Origin of the sequence: Proteus vulgaris (assembly GCF_011045815.1) — a bacterium.
Lineage (GTDB): Bacteria > Pseudomonadota > Gammaproteobacteria > Enterobacterales > Enterobacteriaceae > Proteus > Proteus vulgaris_B.
Genome location: NZ_CP047344.1, coordinates 3,582,359 through 3,600,740, shown reverse-complemented (window position 1 = coordinate 3,600,740; position 18,382 = coordinate 3,582,359). Strand labels below are relative to the sequence as shown.

The 18,382-nt window shown below is 38.4% G+C and carries 15 protein-coding genes; 10 read left to right on the top strand and 5 right to left on the bottom strand.

Annotation, left to right across the window (positions count from 1 at the left end; genetic code table 11):
* Positions 1–77 precede the first annotated feature (77 nt).
* The 9 genes from prfC (at position 78) to deoD (ending at position 10,942) form a co-directional block, all read left to right on the top strand.
* Entirely contained in the window at positions 78–1,667 is a 1,590-nt protein-coding gene (gene prfC, locus GTH24_RS16965) for a peptide chain release factor 3 (RefSeq protein ID WP_164526749.1), read from the top strand.
* Positions 1,668–2,251: 584 nt separating this feature from the next.
* Complete coding sequence (locus GTH24_RS16960; RefSeq protein WP_072069006.1) at positions 2,252–2,596, top strand: BON domain-containing protein; 345 nt, start codon at positions 2,252–2,254, stop codon at positions 2,594–2,596.
* Positions 2,597–2,693: 97 nt separating this feature from the next.
* Complete coding sequence (locus GTH24_RS16955; RefSeq protein ID WP_164526748.1) at positions 2,694–3,749, top strand: patatin-like phospholipase family protein; 1,056 nt, start codon at positions 2,694–2,696, stop codon at positions 3,747–3,749.
* A 2-nt stretch (positions 3,750–3,751) separates the two neighbouring features.
* Complete coding sequence (locus GTH24_RS16950) at positions 3,752–4,534, top strand: TatD family hydrolase (protein WP_164526747.1); 783 nt, start codon at positions 3,752–3,754, stop codon at positions 4,532–4,534.
* 329 nt (positions 4,535–4,863) lie between these two features.
* Positions 4,864–6,165, top strand: coding sequence for a NupC/NupG family nucleoside CNT transporter (locus tag GTH24_RS16945; protein WP_115350218.1), 1,302 nt, complete (start codon positions 4,864–4,866; stop codon positions 6,163–6,165).
* 520 nt (positions 6,166–6,685) lie between these two features.
* On the top strand, positions 6,686–7,465 hold the full coding sequence (gene deoC / locus GTH24_RS16940; RefSeq protein ID WP_072069002.1) for a deoxyribose-phosphate aldolase: 780 nt from the start codon (positions 6,686–6,688) through the stop codon (positions 7,463–7,465).
* A 67-nt stretch (positions 7,466–7,532) separates the two neighbouring features.
* Positions 7,533–8,855 carry a thymidine phosphorylase gene (gene deoA / locus GTH24_RS16935; protein WP_072069001.1) on the top strand — a complete coding sequence of 441 codons (1,323 nt, stop codon included), beginning with the start codon at positions 7,533–7,535 and terminating at the stop codon, positions 8,853–8,855.
* Positions 8,856–8,921: 66 nt separating this feature from the next.
* Positions 8,922–10,148, top strand: coding sequence for a phosphopentomutase (gene deoB / locus GTH24_RS16930; protein WP_072069000.1), 1,227 nt, complete (start codon positions 8,922–8,924; stop codon positions 10,146–10,148).
* Positions 10,149–10,225: 77 nt separating this feature from the next.
* Positions 10,226–10,942, top strand: a complete 717-nt coding sequence (gene deoD, locus GTH24_RS16925; RefSeq protein WP_036934279.1) for a purine-nucleoside phosphorylase — start codon at positions 10,226–10,228, stop codon at positions 10,940–10,942.
* A gap of 85 nt (positions 10,943–11,027) precedes the next feature.
* Here the strand turns inward: deoD and GTH24_RS16920 are convergent, their stop codons facing one another.
* Positions 11,028–11,477 carry a hypothetical protein gene (locus GTH24_RS16920; RefSeq protein WP_072068999.1) on the bottom strand — a complete coding sequence of 150 codons (450 nt, stop codon included), beginning with the start codon at positions 11,475–11,477 and terminating at the stop codon, positions 11,028–11,030.
* A 693-nt stretch (positions 11,478–12,170) separates the two neighbouring features.
* Between GTH24_RS16920 and GTH24_RS16915 the strand changes: the two genes are divergently transcribed.
* On the top strand, positions 12,171–13,907 hold the full coding sequence (locus GTH24_RS16915) for a pyridoxal phosphate-dependent decarboxylase family protein (RefSeq protein ID WP_164526746.1): 1,737 nt from the start codon (positions 12,171–12,173) through the stop codon (positions 13,905–13,907).
* A 96-nt stretch (positions 13,908–14,003) separates the two neighbouring features.
* Here GTH24_RS16915 and GTH24_RS16910 read toward each other — a convergent pair whose 3' ends face one another.
* From GTH24_RS16910 to GTH24_RS16895, 4 genes are all read right to left on the bottom strand, one after another.
* Positions 14,004–14,270: a DksA/TraR family C4-type zinc finger protein gene (locus tag GTH24_RS16910; protein WP_164526745.1), complete on the bottom strand. Its 267-nt coding sequence runs from the start codon at positions 14,268–14,270 to the stop codon at positions 14,004–14,006.
* A 157-nt stretch (positions 14,271–14,427) separates the two neighbouring features.
* Positions 14,428–15,588 carry an MFS transporter gene (locus GTH24_RS16905; RefSeq protein WP_072068996.1) on the bottom strand — a complete coding sequence of 387 codons (1,161 nt, stop codon included), beginning with the start codon at positions 15,586–15,588 and terminating at the stop codon, positions 14,428–14,430.
* A gap of 30 nt (positions 15,589–15,618) precedes the next feature.
* Positions 15,619–16,914 carry a hypothetical protein gene (locus tag GTH24_RS16900; RefSeq protein WP_164526744.1) on the bottom strand — a complete coding sequence of 432 codons (1,296 nt, stop codon included), beginning with the start codon at positions 16,912–16,914 and terminating at the stop codon, positions 15,619–15,621.
* A 39-nt stretch (positions 16,915–16,953) separates the two neighbouring features.
* Entirely contained in the window at positions 16,954–18,141 is a 1,188-nt protein-coding gene (locus GTH24_RS16895; RefSeq protein ID WP_231619356.1) for an ROK family transcriptional regulator, read from the bottom strand.
* Positions 18,142–18,382 lie beyond the last annotated feature (241 nt).

Sequence of the window (18,382 nt, the reverse complement as noted above, 5' to 3'; positions counted from 1 at the left end):
TTGACAAGCGAAGAACTGAAAAGAGAGTACTTCCAAAAGTGTGTACAAATCCGTGTACAAACTAAAAGAATTTATACATGGCAAACCAAGATTTTCTCAATGAAATCAATAAGCGAAGGACCTTTGCTATCATCTCCCACCCCGATGCGGGTAAAACAACCATCACTGAAAAAGTGTTGTTATTCGGACAAGCGATTCAACGTGCAGGAACCGTAAAAGGGCGTGGTTCAAATCAGCATGCAAAATCTGACTGGATGGAAATGGAAAAACAACGTGGTATTTCTATTACAACCTCAGTTATGCAATTCCCTTATGCTGATTGTCTAGTTAACTTACTTGATACCCCAGGGCATGAAGACTTCTCTGAAGATACCTATCGTACTTTAACGGCTGTTGACTGCTGTTTAATGGTGATTGACTCTTCTAAAGGGGTCGAAGATCGTACACGTAAGTTAATGGAAGTAACACGTTTACGTGATACTCCAATTTTAACTTTTATGAATAAACTCGACCGTGATATTCGTGACCCAATGGAAGTCATGGACGAAGTTGAAACTGAGCTAAAAATTGCTTGCAGTCCGGTTACTTGGCCTATCGGTTGTGGAAAACTTTTTAAAGGGGTTTACCACATTCTCAAAGATGAAACTTATCTTTATCAAACAGGTCAAGGCCACACTATCCAAGATTCTCGTGTCATTAAAGGATTAGATAATCCAGAGCTTGATGAAGCGATAGGTGATGATTTAGCAAGCCAATTACGTGACGAATTAGAGTTAGTACTAGGTGCATCTCATGAATTTGATCATGAAGCCTTTTTAGCGGGTGAATTAACACCAGTGTTCTTTGGTACAGCATTAGGTAACTTTGGTGTTAACCACATGCTTGATGGCCTTGTAAAATGGGCACCAGCACCAATGCCTCGCCAAACAGATATGCGCCAAGTTACAGCAAATGAAGAAACGTTCACCGGCTTTGTTTTTAAAATCCAAGCAAATATGGATCCTAAGCACCGCGATCGTGTAGCATTCTTACGTGTTGTATCTGGTATGTATGATAAAGGTATGAAATTACATCAAGTCCGGATCAAAAAAGATGTGGTGATTTCAGATGCATTAACCTTTATGGCAGGCGATCGTTCTCACGTTGAACATGCTTACCCTGGCGATATTATTGGTCTTCATAACCATGGTACCATTCAGATTGGTGATACTTTTACTCAAGGTGAAATTCTTAAATTCACAGGTATTCCAAACTTTGCGCCAGAGTTATTCCGTCGTATTCGTTTACGTGATCCATTAAAACAGAAGCAGTTACTTAAAGGATTGGTACAGTTATCAGAAGAAGGTGCTGTACAAGTCTTTAGACCATTGGCAAATAACGATTTAATCGTCGGTGCAGTCGGTGTACTTCAGTTTGATGTGGTTGTTGCAAGACTTAAGAGTGAATATAACGTTGAAGCGATTTATGAATCCGTTAACGTTTCAACGGCACGCTGGGTTGAGTGTGATAACGAGAAGAAACTCGAAGAGTTTAAACGTAAAAATGAACAAAACTTGGCGCTAGATGGTGGCGATAACTTAACGTATATCGCACCAACGATGGTGAACTTGAACTTAACGCGTGAGCGTTATCCTGATGTGGAGTTCCATCAAACACGCGAACACTAATTTACTCGTCATACTTCAAGCTACAACGTTGTTGACTACGTTTATTCGCGCTAGTCACATACTTATGTATGCTCCTAGCGACTTATTCACTTGTCGCCTAGTTGTAACTTGAATTATTTAGAGTAAAAATACTTGGCATACTTCAAGCTATTTAGAGTATGTAATCTAATGAAAAGGCTATATTTTTAATATAGCCTTTTTTGTTTCTTTATTTAGTTGAGTGTTTGTACTTAAAAAAGCTCGGTAAGAGACTCAATTTTTTTGTTAAATGCCCTTTGCATATCCCTAATATCCTACCGAAAAACCCTTCTTCATTCGGAATTACTCTTTTTTTTTTCTGTTAACATGATGCCTGTTTTTACACTTATTCATAAATATATGTAAAATTTTTTATAGTTTTATTTATTGTTTTTAGAATAAAATTATTAGGATTAGTCTTTATTTGCTATTTTTTGCTTTATTTAATATTAATAGCTTATTAGTGTAATAACTTAATTTGTTAAATTTTTGTAGTGCTTCATAAAAATAAAGATATTAAAACACACACATTTCCTAACTCAGTTATTGTGATTAAGGGGAGAGCAATGAAACAATATAAAACGTTTAAGTTAGCATTATTCATGTCCATGGGGCTTGCTTTTGTCAGTATGGGAGCATCAGCTGAAGTATCATGGTATAGCGAAATTAATAGTGGAACGAATAATACAGGTTACGCTATCAGCGATACGGCTATTTCTACAAAAATTAAAGATACATTATTGCCAATCGAAAGCATTGATAGTGAATCACTTTCTATTCGTACAGAATTTGGTCATGTATCTGTGACAGGCTTTGTTAAGAATAAAGAACAAGAAGCGCAAATTATGCAAATTATTGAAAAAGTAGAAGGCGTAAAAAGTGTTGATTTTTCAGTAAATACTCGTTCCTAAATTAAAGTTTGTTTTTTTTATTTGTATGAATACGTAAAAAGAATGACGCCGAAAAAATGTGAGGGTATCCTTTGTTAAGTTGTGTAAAGGAGACATTATGGGGAAGTATGTACCTGTCACATTAAATAATATTACAGCACTCGAATTTCAATCATCTCTACCACAAGGTAAAGTCGCTTTAGTCTGTGAAGGTGGAGGTCAACGTGGGATCTTTACCGCAGGTGTTCTTGATGAATTTATGCGTTCACAATTCGATCCCTTCGATATTTTGCTTGGGGTGTCTGCGGGTGCACAAAATTTATCCGCTTTTGCCTGTGGCCAGCGTGGCTATGCACGTAAAATTATTAATCGTTATACAACTAATAATCAATTTTTTAATCCCATCCGATTTGTTCGTGGTGGTAATTTATTAGATTTAGATTGGTATATAGAAACGACAGCAAAAGAAATGCCTCTTGATATGCCAACGGCATTACGGCGTTTTGACACTGGCCGTGAATTTTATATGGTAGCCAGTCGTTCTGATAATTTCCAAGCAAATTATTTTCAACCAGATGAGCTAACTTGGCTTGATATTATCAAAGCATCTAGTGCAATTCCTGCTTTTTATCGTAATGGTGTTTTATTCCATGATGTTGTCTATCATGACGGCGGAATAAGTGATGCTATTCCAGTCAGGGAAGCTTATCGGCGGGGGTGTCGTACTATTGTTGTTGTGCGCACGGTTCCTTCTGAATATCAATATACAACTGAGTGGGTTGATCGCATGGGTAAATGGTTCGAAAATAGCCGTTTGCAACGTTTTATGGCGATGGCTCAAGTTCATATTGAAACCTATACCGAAACACTTAAATTTATTCAATCGCCTCCAGAAGATGTTGTGGTTATCGAAATCTATCCACCAACGACATTACAATCGAGTGCATTAGGTAGTCGTTTAAATGCATTAAATCATGATTATCATGTAGGTAGACGCTGTGGACGCTATTTTTTAGCAACAATAGGTCAGCATTTTTCTAAGAAAAAATTCAAACAGCATGATAAAAAAATCTTTAGCTTATTTGAGCAAGAAGCAAAGGCAGATAAAGCGGAGGATGCTTCTATTATTCAACAAGGAACAAGAAGTGTGCACCCTGATGTAAGGCAGGTTTAATAATGAATAAATTTATTGATACTCACTGTCATTTTGATTTTCCTGTTTTTTATAATGACATTGCGAATAGCTTATCTTTAGCGAATCAAGCGCAAGTTAAAAAAATCATTATTCCTGCCGTTGCTCGTTGGAATTTTGATGTAGTGACTGAGTTATCAAATGAATATCCTCAATTACATAGCGCATTAGGATTACATCCTTTATATATTGAAGAGCATGCTGAGCAACATCTTATTGAATTAGAAGAGAAATTAAAAATAGATCCTCGTTGTGTTGCTGTTGGGGAAATTGGTCTGGATGACTATATGGATAACCCGCAACCAGAAAAGCAGGAACACTTTTTAATCGCACAACTTAAATTAGCAGCTAAGTTTGATTTACCCGTTATTTTACACTCACGTAAAACTCACGATAAGTTAAGCGCGCTGTTACGTCGTTATGATGTTCCTCGTAAAGGGGTGGTGCACGGTTTTGCTGGAAGCCAACAACAAGCTGAAAATTTTATTCAGCAAGGCTATTTTATTGGTGTTGGTGGTACGATTACTTATGAACGAGCACAAAAGACACGTCGAGCAATTGCTTCATTGCCACTCGAATCGCTATTACTAGAAACAGATGCTCCCGATATGCCAGTGAGTGGTTTCCAAGGTGAGCCTAATCGACCTGAGCGTATTCAATATGTTTTTTCCCAACTCTGTGAGCTACGTCAAGAACCCTCTGAGGTAATTGCACAGCAACTCTATCTTAATAGCCTACAATTATTTCGGTTAAAAGATAATGCCTAGTTGTTGAATTGAATTCATCTCAATTTAATCTTATTTATATAAATAAGGTGTTTATTTAACTTTATTGCTTAAGATTGAATACAAGGATTGTTAATCATATGATGTTTTCCCTTTATTCAGCCTATTCAATAAATGCGTTTTTCTCTCTTTTTGTGTGATCCACTTCTCATTTGTGACCTTTTTGTTACTTTTTTCAGATCCTATTTGTGATGGATGTTGAGGGTTCTTTTCTTATACTAGGTATAATTATCCTGCAAAAAGAGTCAATAAGCTCTGACTAGAGCGTTATTGATAATCCATTAAATTTTTATATGAACAGGGATCCTTCAATGCAACTCATTATGAGCTTGGTCGGAATGGTAACATTAATTTTGATAGCCATTCTGTTTTCCAGCAATCGACGTGCAATTAGACTACGTACAGTTGGTGGCGCATTCCTTATTCAGATTGGCTTAGGTGCATTTGTTCTTTATTCCGACGGTGGTCGTGAGGTACTTCTTGCGGTTTCTGATGGCGTTAAGAATGTAATTGATTACGGCAATAACGGGATGAGCTTCCTATTTGCAGGCCTAGTATCAGATAAAATGTTCGAGTTGTTTGGTGGCGGCGGTTTCGTATTCGCCCTGCGCGTACTGCCTGTTATCGTATTCTTCTCTTCACTCATTGCAGTGCTGTATTATCTTGGCATTATGCAAATAGTCATTAAAATTCTCGGTGGTGGTTTACAAAAAGTACTTGGCACATCACGAACAGAATCTATGTCTGCCACTGCAAATATTTTCGTTGGACAAACAGAAGCCCCATTGGTTGTTCGCCCTTATATTGCAAGAATGACAACCTCTGAACTCTTTGCTGTTATGTGTGGTGGTTTAGCCTCTGTTGCGGGTTCAGTACTTGCTGGATATGCCAGCATGGGTGTGCCGTTAGAGTATTTGATAACAGCATCCTTTATGGCGGCTCCGGGTGGTTTACTCTTTGCTAAATTGTTGATCCCTGAAACAGAAACGCCAGACGATCAAAAAGACGCGCTTGATAAAATGGCAGATGACGAAAAGCCTGCGAATATTATCGATGCCGCAGCTGCGGGCGCATCTTCTGGTCTACAGCTTGCTCTGAACGTAGGTGCCATGTTGCTTGCTTTTGTTGCCTTGATTGCATTAGTTAATGGTATTCTTGGTGGTATTGGTGGCTGGTTTGGCTATGAGAATTTCTCATTAGAACTCGTGCTAGGTTGGGTGTTTGCACCAATTGCCTTCCTGATTGGTGTACCTTGGAGTGAAGCAACCATTGCAGGCTCATTTATTGGACAAAAAATTGTTATCAATGAGTTCTATGCTTACTCTGAATTTAGTAAATACCTAAAAGAAGATGCATTAGTCGCAGGTTCTGGATTAGTGGTGTTATCTGCTCAAACGAAGGTTATTATCTCCTTTGCATTATGTGGTTTTGCTAATCTCTCTTCTGTTGCCGTACTACTCGGAGGTTTAGGTGGAATGGCGCCAAACCGTCGTAAAGATGTGGCTCGTTTAGGAATGAAAGCTGTACTAGCGGGTACACTCTCTAACTTAATGAGTGCAACAATTGCTGGATTCTTTTTTGCATTAACGGCAATGGCAGTTGTTGCCGCTTAATTGATTTAATTGTAAAGAGCAGATGGGTATTTTACCTATCTGCTCTTTTATGTTTGTTTTCTGCTGTAATGTTAACTACTTTTATTGTGTGAGATATTTCGCATATTGTATTGAATATGGTCACAAAGGTTGTCATTTAATGCGTATCACACTTTTTTTGCGTTATAAAGACGACTTAAAAACGGTATTCAAGTAACATTAAACCAGAAAATGACCTAATTGTGATGTATATCACACTTTTATGTCATTGTTTGCAAGTTACATTTGATTAGTGTGACGCAAAGCACATCTAATTGTTCCTTAGCGTGTTCAAATAAGATGTGCTGAAACTTCATGGAATGGCGAAGGCTCAATGACGGGTCGCCGAAGTGAGCATAGCGCGGTGAGAGGGAGCTCAGCTGTCGTTGTAGCACTAGTTACAACAACATCTTCAAGGAACCAAGTCCGCTCGCCAACAAATTTAATCGCTAACCTTAAGCGTATGCCCAAAAGGGCTTAAGAAACATCGTTGGAGAGTTTTATGACAGATTTAACCGCAGCAGCGCGCCTTGCGCTGTCTTTGATGGATTTAACTACATTAAATGATGATGACACTGATGCAAAAGTGACTGCGTTATGTCATCAGGCTAAAAGCCCAGAAGGCAATACAGCCGCTATTTGTATCTACCCACGCTTTATTCCGTTAGCACGTAAAGTGTTACGTGAGCAGGGTACACCAGAAGTCCGTATCGCAACCGTAACTAACTTCCCTCATGGTAATGATGATTTAGATATCGCATTAGCAGAAACCAATGCGGCATTAGCTTATGGCGCAGATGAGGTTGACGTAGTTTTCCCTTACCGTGCACTAATGGCAGGTAACGAGCAAATCGGTTTTGATATCGTTAAAGCATGTAAAGAAGCTTGCGCAGAAGCAGGTTCTTTATTGAAAGTCATCATTGAAACGGGTGAACTGAAAGATCCGGCTCTTATCCGCAAAGCCTCTGAAATTTCAATCAAAGCGGGTGCTGACTTTATTAAAACTTCCACAGGTAAAGTACCTGTAAATGCAACACTGGAAAGCGCTGAGTTAATGATCCAAGTGATCCACGATATGGGTGTTGGCAAAGAAGTTGGTTTTAAACCTGCAGGTGGTGTTCGTACCGCTGAAGAAGCTGCTCAATATCTAGCATTAGCTAACCGCATTATGGGTGACAACTGGGTTGATGCCCGTCACTTCCGTTTTGGTGCATCAAGCTTGTTAGGTAATTTACTAGCCACTTTAGGTCATGGCGAGCAAAAATCGTCTAGTGGTTACTAATCCATTCGTGTAATACGCCCACGTTTTATTGTGGGCGTTATCAATGCTATAAAACCAGGAGGTTGCAGTGTTTCTTGCCCAAGAGATTATTCGTAAAAAACGTGATGGTCATCCTTTAACAGAGGAAGAAATTCGTTTTTTCATTAACGGTGTCAGAGATAATACTGTTTCTGAAGGTCAAATTGCTGCATTAGCAATGACTATTTATTTCCACGATATGACCATGCCTGAGCGTGTTGCTCTGACATTAGCCATGCGTGATTCCGGTACAGTATTGAACTGGAAAAGCCTAAATTTAAACGGTCCAATTGTTGATAAACATTCAACAGGTGGTGTGGGTGATGTCACGTCACTGATGTTAGGGCCAATGGTTGCCGCGTGTGGCGGTTATGTTCCTATGATTTCAGGTCGTGGATTAGGTCATACAGGTGGAACATTAGATAAACTCGAAGCTATTCCAGGTTTCGATATCTTCCCTGATGATGAGAAATTTCGCGATATTATTCGTAACGTGGGTGTTGCTATTATCGGACAGACTAATTCATTAGCACCTGCTGATAAACGCTTTTATGCTACCCGTGATATTACTGCTACAGTTGATTCAATCCCTCTTATCACAGCCTCTATTCTAGGTAAGAAATTAGCCGAAGGCTTAGATGCATTAGTGATGGACGTTAAAGTGGGATCGGGTGCCTTTATGCCAACTTATCAGAAATCTGAAGAGCTGGCTGAGTCTATTGTTCAAGTAGCAAATGGCGCAGGCTGTCAAACTACGGCACTGTTAACGGATATGAATGAAGTTCTAGCTTCTAGCGCAGGTAATGCCGTCGAAGTTCGTGAAGCAGTTCAATTCTTAACAGGTGAATACCGTAACCCTCGTCTATTTGAAGTCACTATGGCGTTGTGTGTTGAAATGTTAGTATCAGGCCGTTTAGCGGATTCACGTCAACAAGCTCGTCAAAAACTGCAAGATGTGTTGGATAACGGTAAAGCGGCAGAAGTCTTTGGTCGTATGGTTGCAGCACAGAAAGGCCCATCTGATTTTGTTGAAAACTACAATAAATACCTGCCAACTGCGGTATTAAGTAAACCTGTATTTGCTGAGAAAACTGGGTTTATCACAGAAATGGATACGCGTGCATTAGGTATGTCTGTTGTGACATTAGGTGGTGGTCGTCGTAAAGCCACTGATGCGATTGATTATAGTGTGGGATTAAGCGACATCGTAGCGCTTGGTGCTGAAATCAACACAGACACTCCGTTAGCGATGATCCATGCTAACAGTGAAAAATCATGGCAAGAAGCTGCGGCTGAAGTCCGTAAAGCGATGGTAATTGGTGATAGTAAACGTGAAGCCTCACCAATGGTGTACCGTCAAATCAGCGAATAAGAACTCAATTACGATTTATAAGTGACATATCCGTGGTCTACGGAGAATGACACAGGAGAGAGAATTATGAAACGTGTACATATCATGGTATTAGATTCCTTCGGTATCGGTGCTGCCGGTGATGCAGAGAAATTCGGTGATCAAGGTTCAGATACTTTAGGGCATATCGCACAAGCGTTTGCTGACGGTAAAGCAGATAAAGAAGGTCGTAAAGGCCCTCTTCATTTGCCAAATCTTTGCCGTTTAGGTTTAGGTAAAGCCGCTGAAGAATCAACAGGTAAATTCCCTATTGGTTTAGATAAAAACGCAGATATCATCGGTGCTTATGGCTACGCGAGTGAAATCTCTTCTGGTAAAGATACTCCGTCAGGCCACTGGGAAATTGCGGGTGTTCCTGTGCTTTTCGATTGGGGATACTTTAAAGAGCTGAAAAACTCATTCCCACAAGAACTGCTAGAAAATATCGTTAAACGTGCAAAATTACCGGGGTACTTAGGTAACTGTCACGCGTCTGGTACGGTTATTTTGGATGAGCTTGGCGAAGAACACATGAAAACCGGCAAACCGATTTTTTATACTTCTGCTGACTCTGTATTCCAAATTGCATGTCATGAAGAAACTTACGGTTTAGACGAATTATATGAGCTGTGTGAAATTGCTCGTGATGAACTAAACAAAGGTGATTACAACATTGGTCGTGTTATTGCGCGTCCATTTATTGGTGATAAACCAGGTAATTTCGCCCGTACAGGTAACCGTCATGATTTAGCAGTAGAACCACCAGCACCAACTATGTTGAAAAAACTGGTTGATGAAAAACAAGGCCATGTTGTTTCTATCGGTAAAATTGCTGACATCTACGCAAACGTAGGTATCACTAAAAAAGTGAAAGCAACAGGTATTGATGCACTGTTTGATGCAACACTTGAAGAAATGAAACTTGCGGGCGATAACACAATCGTCTTCACCAACTTTGTTGACTTCGACTCCTCTTATGGCCACCGTCGTGATGTTGTCGGTTATGGTGAAGCATTGGAATTATTCGACCGTCGCTTACCTGAATTAATGGAGCTGGTAAAAGAAGATGACATTCTTATCTTAACAGCAGACCACGGTTGTGACCCAACTTGGCCAGGTTCTGATCATACTCGTGAGCACATTCCTGTTCTGGTTTATGGTCCTAAAGTTAAACCAGGTTCATTAGGTCATCGTGAAACCTTCGCTGATATCGGCCAAACTGTTGTGAAATACTTCGGTTTATCTCCGGTCGACTATGGTAAAGCAATGTTTTAATTTAACTTCGGTAGGTATAGCAATATGCCTACCGAATGATATTTGAATAGTAAAAAGATCAATTAAAAGGAAGAATTATGGCTACCCCTCATATTAACGCAGAAATGGGCGATTTTGCTGATGTCGTTTTAATGCCGGGCGACCCGCTTCGCGCTAAATACATCGCTGAAACTTTTTTACAAGATGTCCGTCAAGTAAACAATGTTCGTGGTATGTTAGGTTTTACAGGTACGTATAAAGGCCGTAAAGTTTCTGTAATGGGCCACGGTATGGGTATTCCTTCCTGCTCAATTTACGCTAAAGAATTAATTACTGATTTTGGCGTAAAAGTGATTATTCGTGTGGGTTCATGTGGTGCAGTATTACCAGATGTTGAATTACGTGATGTTGTTATCGGTATGGGTGCATGTACAGACTCTAAAGTTAACCGTCTACGTTTCAAAGACCAAGATTTCGCAGCTATTGCAGATTACCAATTAGTTCAAAATGCTGTTGATGCAGCAAAAGCGAAAGACATTAAAGTTCGCGTAGGTAATATCTTCTCTGCTGATCTGTTCTATTCTCCAGATCCAGAAATGTTTGATGTAATGGAAAAATACGGCATCCTAGGTGTTGAAATGGAAGCCGCAGGTATTTACGGCGTTGCAGCTGAATACGGTGCAAAAGCGCTGACTATCTGTACTGTATCTGACCACATCAAAAAAGGTACACAGACTACAGCAGAAGAGCGCCAAACTACCTTTAACGAAATGATTGAAATTGCATTAGAATCTGTTCTGCTATTAGAAGACTAATCAATACATCTCGTTGCTTAAAAATATTAAAAACCCAATTTAAAAATTGGGTTTTTTCATGTCCAATGTTTAATTAAATTAGAAACTAAGGAGCATAAATATACGTTTCTAAATAAGGGTCCATTTTAATAGCGTAGTTTTTTAGATTATTCAGGCTAGGTGTTAACGGATCTCTGCACTCTTTTTTACTAATAATATTATTGTCTTTATAAACAATCACGCCGTTAAAGTTCCATCCTCTACCTTCACCGTCATAAACAACGTAGCTGTAATTTCCATTCTTAAATCGAATATAAGTCGATGCTCCTGCAACAAATATCTGATGTCCATAAAAGACATTATTATTAGGTTGTTGAGGAACTGGTAGTGTGATCTCTGTTTTAGCAAGTGTGCCATAGCGATACACCGGAGGGGTTCCATGTTCGGCAAATACACTGACATACTTACCATTTTCAAGTTGGCAGGTAAATTCTTCAGCATAGATACTTGCGGATAATAATACGAATACAGCAACAACAGCGATACGTGCTTTCATATTGTCTTCTCCGTTAATTACCTACTTTATTACTTTAAGTATCGGCAAAAAAAACAAAAAATGTAGAGTAAATATTCTGATTATTTAGCAGGGTGACTATGTTGTTTTTAACTGATATTTTTGTCATTTGCAGAGTTATTATCTGTGATTATTTTCTCTTTTATATTTTTATTAGTGACTGCTTTCTATTTTAACCTTAACCCATATTTTGTACCTAATAATAGTTAAAATTAGAATTAATTTGCTAATTGTTGAAAATATAGCAGTGTTTTAGTTTGATTTTGTCGGTAGTAATTAAACTTAATATAATTTTAGCCACACTAATTGCAGAAATAACAGATTAATACAATTAATTAAATCGAGAGTCCAATAATATCATATGGTTAGCTGGTTATTATTGTATTTTGATTATATTTCAAATAGTTAATAGTATTGTTAGTGATTGTTTCTATTTATAGTCCTATTTTCATTGTGATCTCAGTCACATAAGCATATTAATGAAAAGTTTGTGTCTGTAAATTTAACTTTCCGTATCAGCTTAATTTATTGATATTAATAATAAATATTATTAAACCTGTTATGGTCTATGGGATAGATGCTATCACATAGAACACTAACTAATTTAATTAGAAATTGTATAGTATTGCTATGCAACTAAATTAAATTATTGTCGGTTTCTATTTGGAGAATATAGTGAAAAATCAAGATTTATTAGGTCTATCTTCTGCTAACATTCTAAACGCGGAATTTGAGAAGAAATACCACGACGTTATTGCTCACTTTTTCAGCCGAGATCCGAAGTATTGGCCGATATTTCAGGATAAAACAATCCAATCGATTACACAGTTTAGAAAAACAACAACTAATGATAATGACCAATTACAGCGTTATTCTAATGGGCCACAATTATTTGAACGTCTAATGGCGGATACGCAAATCCAGCAGCATATTAATTACCCAGAAAACGATCCTAATGAATTACTTATGTTAGTTTCAACACTGTGTAAAAACTGGGAAAATCCACTTGCAGTAGAAAACGTGATTGCAATGCCAAGCGACCCTGGTGTTTACGGTTCAATTTTAGGGTTAATGGGCAACCCTAATATGGTTTATTGCGAATATTCTGGTGTTGCGGATGCGCTAGAAAAAGTGACGATAAAAAAAGTCGCTAAATTAGTGGGATACGATCCTGATGTTGCCTCTGGCGTGTTCACTCAAGGTGGCACCATGTGTAACTTGTATGGTTATCTCTTTGGATTACGTAAATCGATGCCTAATTCTAAACATCTAGGTATGGCAGCAGATCAAGATTATCGCATCATAAACTCCCAAGGTGGTCACTATTCAAACATGACTAACCTTGCACTGTTGGGGGTTGATGTCGATAACAAAACTATCCGTATTAAAGTATCTGAAGATAACACCATTAATTTAGAGCACTTAGAGCGTGAATTGAGAGCGTGCTTTACTGTTAAATGCAAAGTACCAACTATCATGTTAACTACAGGAACAACAGACACCTTCGGTGTGGATGATGTGAAAGGGGTTTGTGAATTACGTGACCGCTTATGTGAAGAGTTTGAGATCCCTGTTAAGCCTCATGTACACGTTGATGCCGCAGTGGGTTGGCCGATTATCTTCTTCTTAGAATATGACTTCAGCAGTAATCCACTGGCAATTAATGATGTCACCTTAGAAGGTTTACGTCAGAACGTTGAGAAATTTAAACATCTGAAATATGCCGACTCTATTACTATCGACTTCCATAAATGGGGCTATGTGCCTTATACCTCAAGTTTAGTATTAGTGAAAAATGGCAATGACTTTGTAGCACTGGAAAACGATCCAGAAAACTTCACCTATTTTGAGCACGAATTAGAAGGGCAGACTCACTTACAATCCACTATTGAATGTACACGTAGTGGTGTGGGTATCTTTGGTGCTTATTCTGCAATGCACTATATGGGAATTGAAGGTTACCAAACCATCATTGCTCACTGTTTGCAAAACGCGAACTACATGCGCCATCAGTTGTTAGAGATGGGTAATGCAAAAGTGATCGTACCGCAAAACCAAGGTCCAAGTGTTGGTTTTAAACTGTATGATCCAAACTTAGTGAAAGACCCTAATGTTGCCTTTGATTTAGAGTTAACGTGCTCTACAGATAAAGAAGCATATGACTTTATGGTTCATAACACGCAATGGCATAGAAAACTTTTCTTACAACGTGGTAGAGAAGGATTATTTACTAACTGGGTAGATTCTATTGCCTGCTCGAAATATGCGAAAAATAACCGTTACGTTTATCTTCCAGGTGAAAAAGCGGTATTTATGAATCCAAATACGGAACGTACACATATTGATAATTTTATGAAAATATTAACCGGAATGAGTCAAAATATGAGCTCAAAAAAGGTTGCGAAAATCTAATTAAATCATTGTCTGATTAAATAAAATAAACTGTACTTTAATCGAGGAAACTCATATTAAGGTACAGTTTTTATTTTATATGATAATAATTGCAGATTATCTGAGTTGGCTATCTTTGCTACCACGGCGATTATATCCACTAAAGGCATTATTTTTTTTATCAATTGCCTCTTGGCAGTTTAAACAATAACGCACGCCAGGAACGGCTTTTTGCCGAGCTGGAGAGATTGGCTCATCACATTCATCACAAAACTCTGCACTTTCACCTTGTGCCATTTGGTTGCGAGCTCTTGCAATTGCATCATCAATGGTGGCATCTATTTGCTCTTGAACAGCACTATCATTAGCCCATCCACTCGCCATTATATTCTCCTATTTTTGCAGTGAATATAAATACTATTATTAGGGCGATGGTGAAAAAATCAACAAAATAAAAAAGGAAATAGACCTTAACTTACCGCGATAGAAATAAAAAACCCCTCATAGAGAGGGGTAAATTTCAGAGGCATAACGGTTGTTGTTATTGTTTTTGTTCTCTAATAAACAGAGAAATAATAAAGAAGAGGGCGACAAATACAATAATCAGGTTAAAGCCAACAGAAACATTATAGCTTTCTGATACTTGGCCAATTAATGAACCTGCTAACGCACCACCCAATCCAGAAGCAACATAAATCAATCCCATCACCGAGCCACTTTTGCTGGTTAATTTTGTGGCAACGGCGGCTGCTGTTGGAAACAGCACTGATAATGCAAAACCAAATACCATAAACAGATAAACAATATCTTGTACAAAGATACGGCTTACAATAATGGCTATCAGAGAAAATAATGAAAATAGAATAAGTGTTTTGCGATCACCCAATGCAAGGTTAATAAAGCCACCAATAAAACGGCCAATAGTAAATAAGAATGCAAAACTGGAAATCACATAAGCGGCTGTTTCTGCTTTTTGCGCACTACTCATATTTCCAATATCCATAGAGGTATAGAAAATAGGGAAGAAATTTAAGAAAGCGGCTTCAGCAGCAACATACAGCGTAATAAATAAGATAACCAATAATAGCGATTTTTGTGTCAGTAACTCTAAAAAGTCACTGAATTTCATATCGACTTGTGCACTGTTTTCTATTTTTAATGTACTCAATACGAGAATAATGACCGCAACAATAACGGCAACACCCACATAAAAAGTACGCCATGAAATAGAGTGTGAAAATAGATATTGTAAAATGAGCGGAGTGACAATCATCCCTACGCCAAACATTGCATTGGAGACGTTAAACATCATGCCCGCTTTCTCTTTATAGAAAGTCGGAATAACGGTAACGATAGAGACAAGCATCGAGCCAATACCTAATCCAATAACCAGATAAAAGCCAAAAAATAGCATCACATTAAAAGCAAGGCTGGTTCCTGTTAAACCAACAGCCATCATCAGTGAGCCAATAAACATCATGACTTTTAACCCTTTCTTATCGGTAAAATAACCCGTTAATAAACTGGCAATTAAAAAACCAATTTGGAAAAAGGTAATTAATGAGCCAACTTGGCTCATATTTAATGAAATATCATGTTGAACTTGTTCGAGAATAAGCCCTTTTGTATTTTGAATGCCACCGAGTAAAAACATCGTGACAAACAGAAGGAAAAAGACTTTCCATTTTTGTTGTTTAGCCATAATTTTATCCTGATTTTCCACGGTGTATTATTATTTAATCATGTTGTTATAGGCGTTATTATTAGGTGTGTTGTGTTTACCAATTGCATCAAATAATTCTTGAGTAGCCCATCCATAGCAATAATAAAGTAAGTCATCACAAGCACTTTCTTCTGCTGCAATAACGGCTTCGATTAATTGAGAGGCAGGTAAATTCCACATTTGAATACCACTATAAATAAAGGTATTTGGCTGTGAAAGCTGGCGAACTTTATTATTTTGTTCAGCAACAAAGTGAATAGGAAAACCTTGCTGTTTAAAGGTTTCGTATGAAATATCATAAGGTAATTCAAATAAGCGTTTGAACGCAGTAAATGCACGTTCTTGGCTTTCGCTATCATGGGCAAAATGATTAATTAACCCTTGAACATCTGCACCTCCCCCTAATTTATGATAAGGGAAATGTTTGAGTGTCGAAGAATAACGGGTTAATTCATGATAATTTTGACCTAAGATCCAACTATAAGCTGGTGGCCATAGATCAAGCCATAACGTAATGCCACCCGCAGTTTGTTTGGCATCAGACAGTAATTTTTCAACTAATTGAGTCACACTTTGTTGGCGAAATGTTTGCCATGCTTTTAACAAAGGCTCTTCTTTTAATGCGGTAACAGGTGTTTCGAAATCCCCTTGTTTCAATGAATCAGCTAAAGCTGCGAGACGATGTTTGATTTCGTTAATAGGCAAACCTTGCTGTACCATTTTCTTTTCACAGTGAGGGCAAAAACAAGTAAATAATCCTGCGGGATTCACTTCTTTACCTGCCCAATCAGGGAAACGAATTCGATCAATTAAAAAGGTGTCGTAACCGTAGTTTTGTTTTAATGCGGTGAATGTCTTTTGCCATAATTGAGCGACATCAGGAGCGTTAGGGCAGAGCCAATGTGCTTGTGGACGACCTTTAAAATCCACAACCTGATTGCTTTCTACATCTCCAGCGAAATCGCCATTAAGAATATTAGCCCATGGAATGACTTTATATTTTCCACCATCAGTGGCTTTTTTTATTGTCATTAGCGGATCGGCACCCGCTAAAATGGTGGGATCAACACGTTGGTTCAGACGAGGGAAATCGGTATGAGTGTTGATGTGTAGTGTACCTGTTCCCATAACCACATTATGAATAGGGTTATGAGGTAAATCACCAACAGGGTAAGGGTTACGTTCAAAAATGGTATTAATTTCGACAAATAAATGCTCGACATGCTTCATGCCATCAAGGCGTTGAAGTATAGCGGACATACCTTCGTCTAAAATATCATGTGGGTGAAGATGTATTCCTGCCATGAGTTGCTCCCATCTCGTTTAGGTACTTTTTTATTAGGGTTATCTCAGTTGGATCTCGGGCATAAATTGAATTGATGGATAAACCGTAGCCAAGGCAAGAATGGCAATGCCATAAAGCGGGCCTTTTTCCCATAATTCAGACAGCTCGATATTCACTTTGGTGTTAGCAAATAAATGTCTATCTAGATTTGCCTGAACACGCGGTAAAAAGGTGTCAGCAGAGCGAGTGATCCCGCCTGTTAATACCACTTTTTCCAGATTTGCAATGGCGACTAAGTTCATAATGCCAATAGCAAGATAATCTGCCATTTCCTCAACTAAGGATTGAGCCAGAGGATCACCTTGTTGTGAGGCTTGAATAATCTCAATAGCACTAAGATTTTCTCCTCGTAAGCTCGCTATACGTTCACTTAAACCTGAGCCAGAACAGAAACTCTCAAAGCATCCTTTATTGCGCCAGTTTCTAAAGAGGTGCTCACGAGCAAACATCATATAGCCGATTTCACCGGCAGCATTGTTTGCGCCACGAATAACTTTTCCATCCATCAGTAAAGCGGAGCCTAAACCCGTACCGATACCAATCAGCGCACAACTATGCGTATGACGGCATCGGCCTTTCCACATTTCACCCACAAGAGCCGCACGAATATCATTTTCGAGTACAACGGGTACATTGAGTTTTTCTGTAAGTTGTTGTGCTAAAGGCAAATTATCCCATTGAGGTAAATTAGGAGAGCCTTCTAGTACAACACCATTCTTGATATCGATGATCCCTGGTGTGGCGACACCGATAACATTGATCTTTTGGCGATCTATGCCGCTTTTTTCGATCACATTTTCAATACTTTGTGCAAATTGCGTAATAAAGTGATCACGATCGTCAGTATCAAAGGTTGGCTCTTGATATTCATACAACAATTCGGCATCTAAGTTAAAAACCGCATAGGCGATTTTGGTCCCGCCTAAATCAATGCTGACACCTAAACTGTGTTGAGGATCAAAGTTAACTAAAATACCTTTTCTGCCTTGTCCTGCTGGCGAACTGACACCGCTTTCATAAACGATTTTTTCTTCAAGGAGATCGTTAATAATTTCAGACACTGTCGCTTTTGTAATCCCGCTAATTTTGGCTATCTGAGCCCGTGACAAAGGACCTTGATGACGAATGACATTTAATACAAGCGAGGCATTCATTTGCCGTAATGTATTGGGTACGTTCGGTGTCACGTTACTACTCCATTTGTTTAGAAACAAAACTAAAAGATGTTTTTTTTATATAAAATCGTCTGTGTTTGATAGTTATGCACCGTTTTATTTACTTTGTAAAGTATATTAAGACTAATTAGTTTAGAAACCATCCTAAATGCGTTTGTGATCACAATTTGATGAGTCTGATTTGTACAATCAGATCTTCTAAAAGATCTTCAATGTATATATTCGTTGCACATATTCTTAGAGCAATAAAACG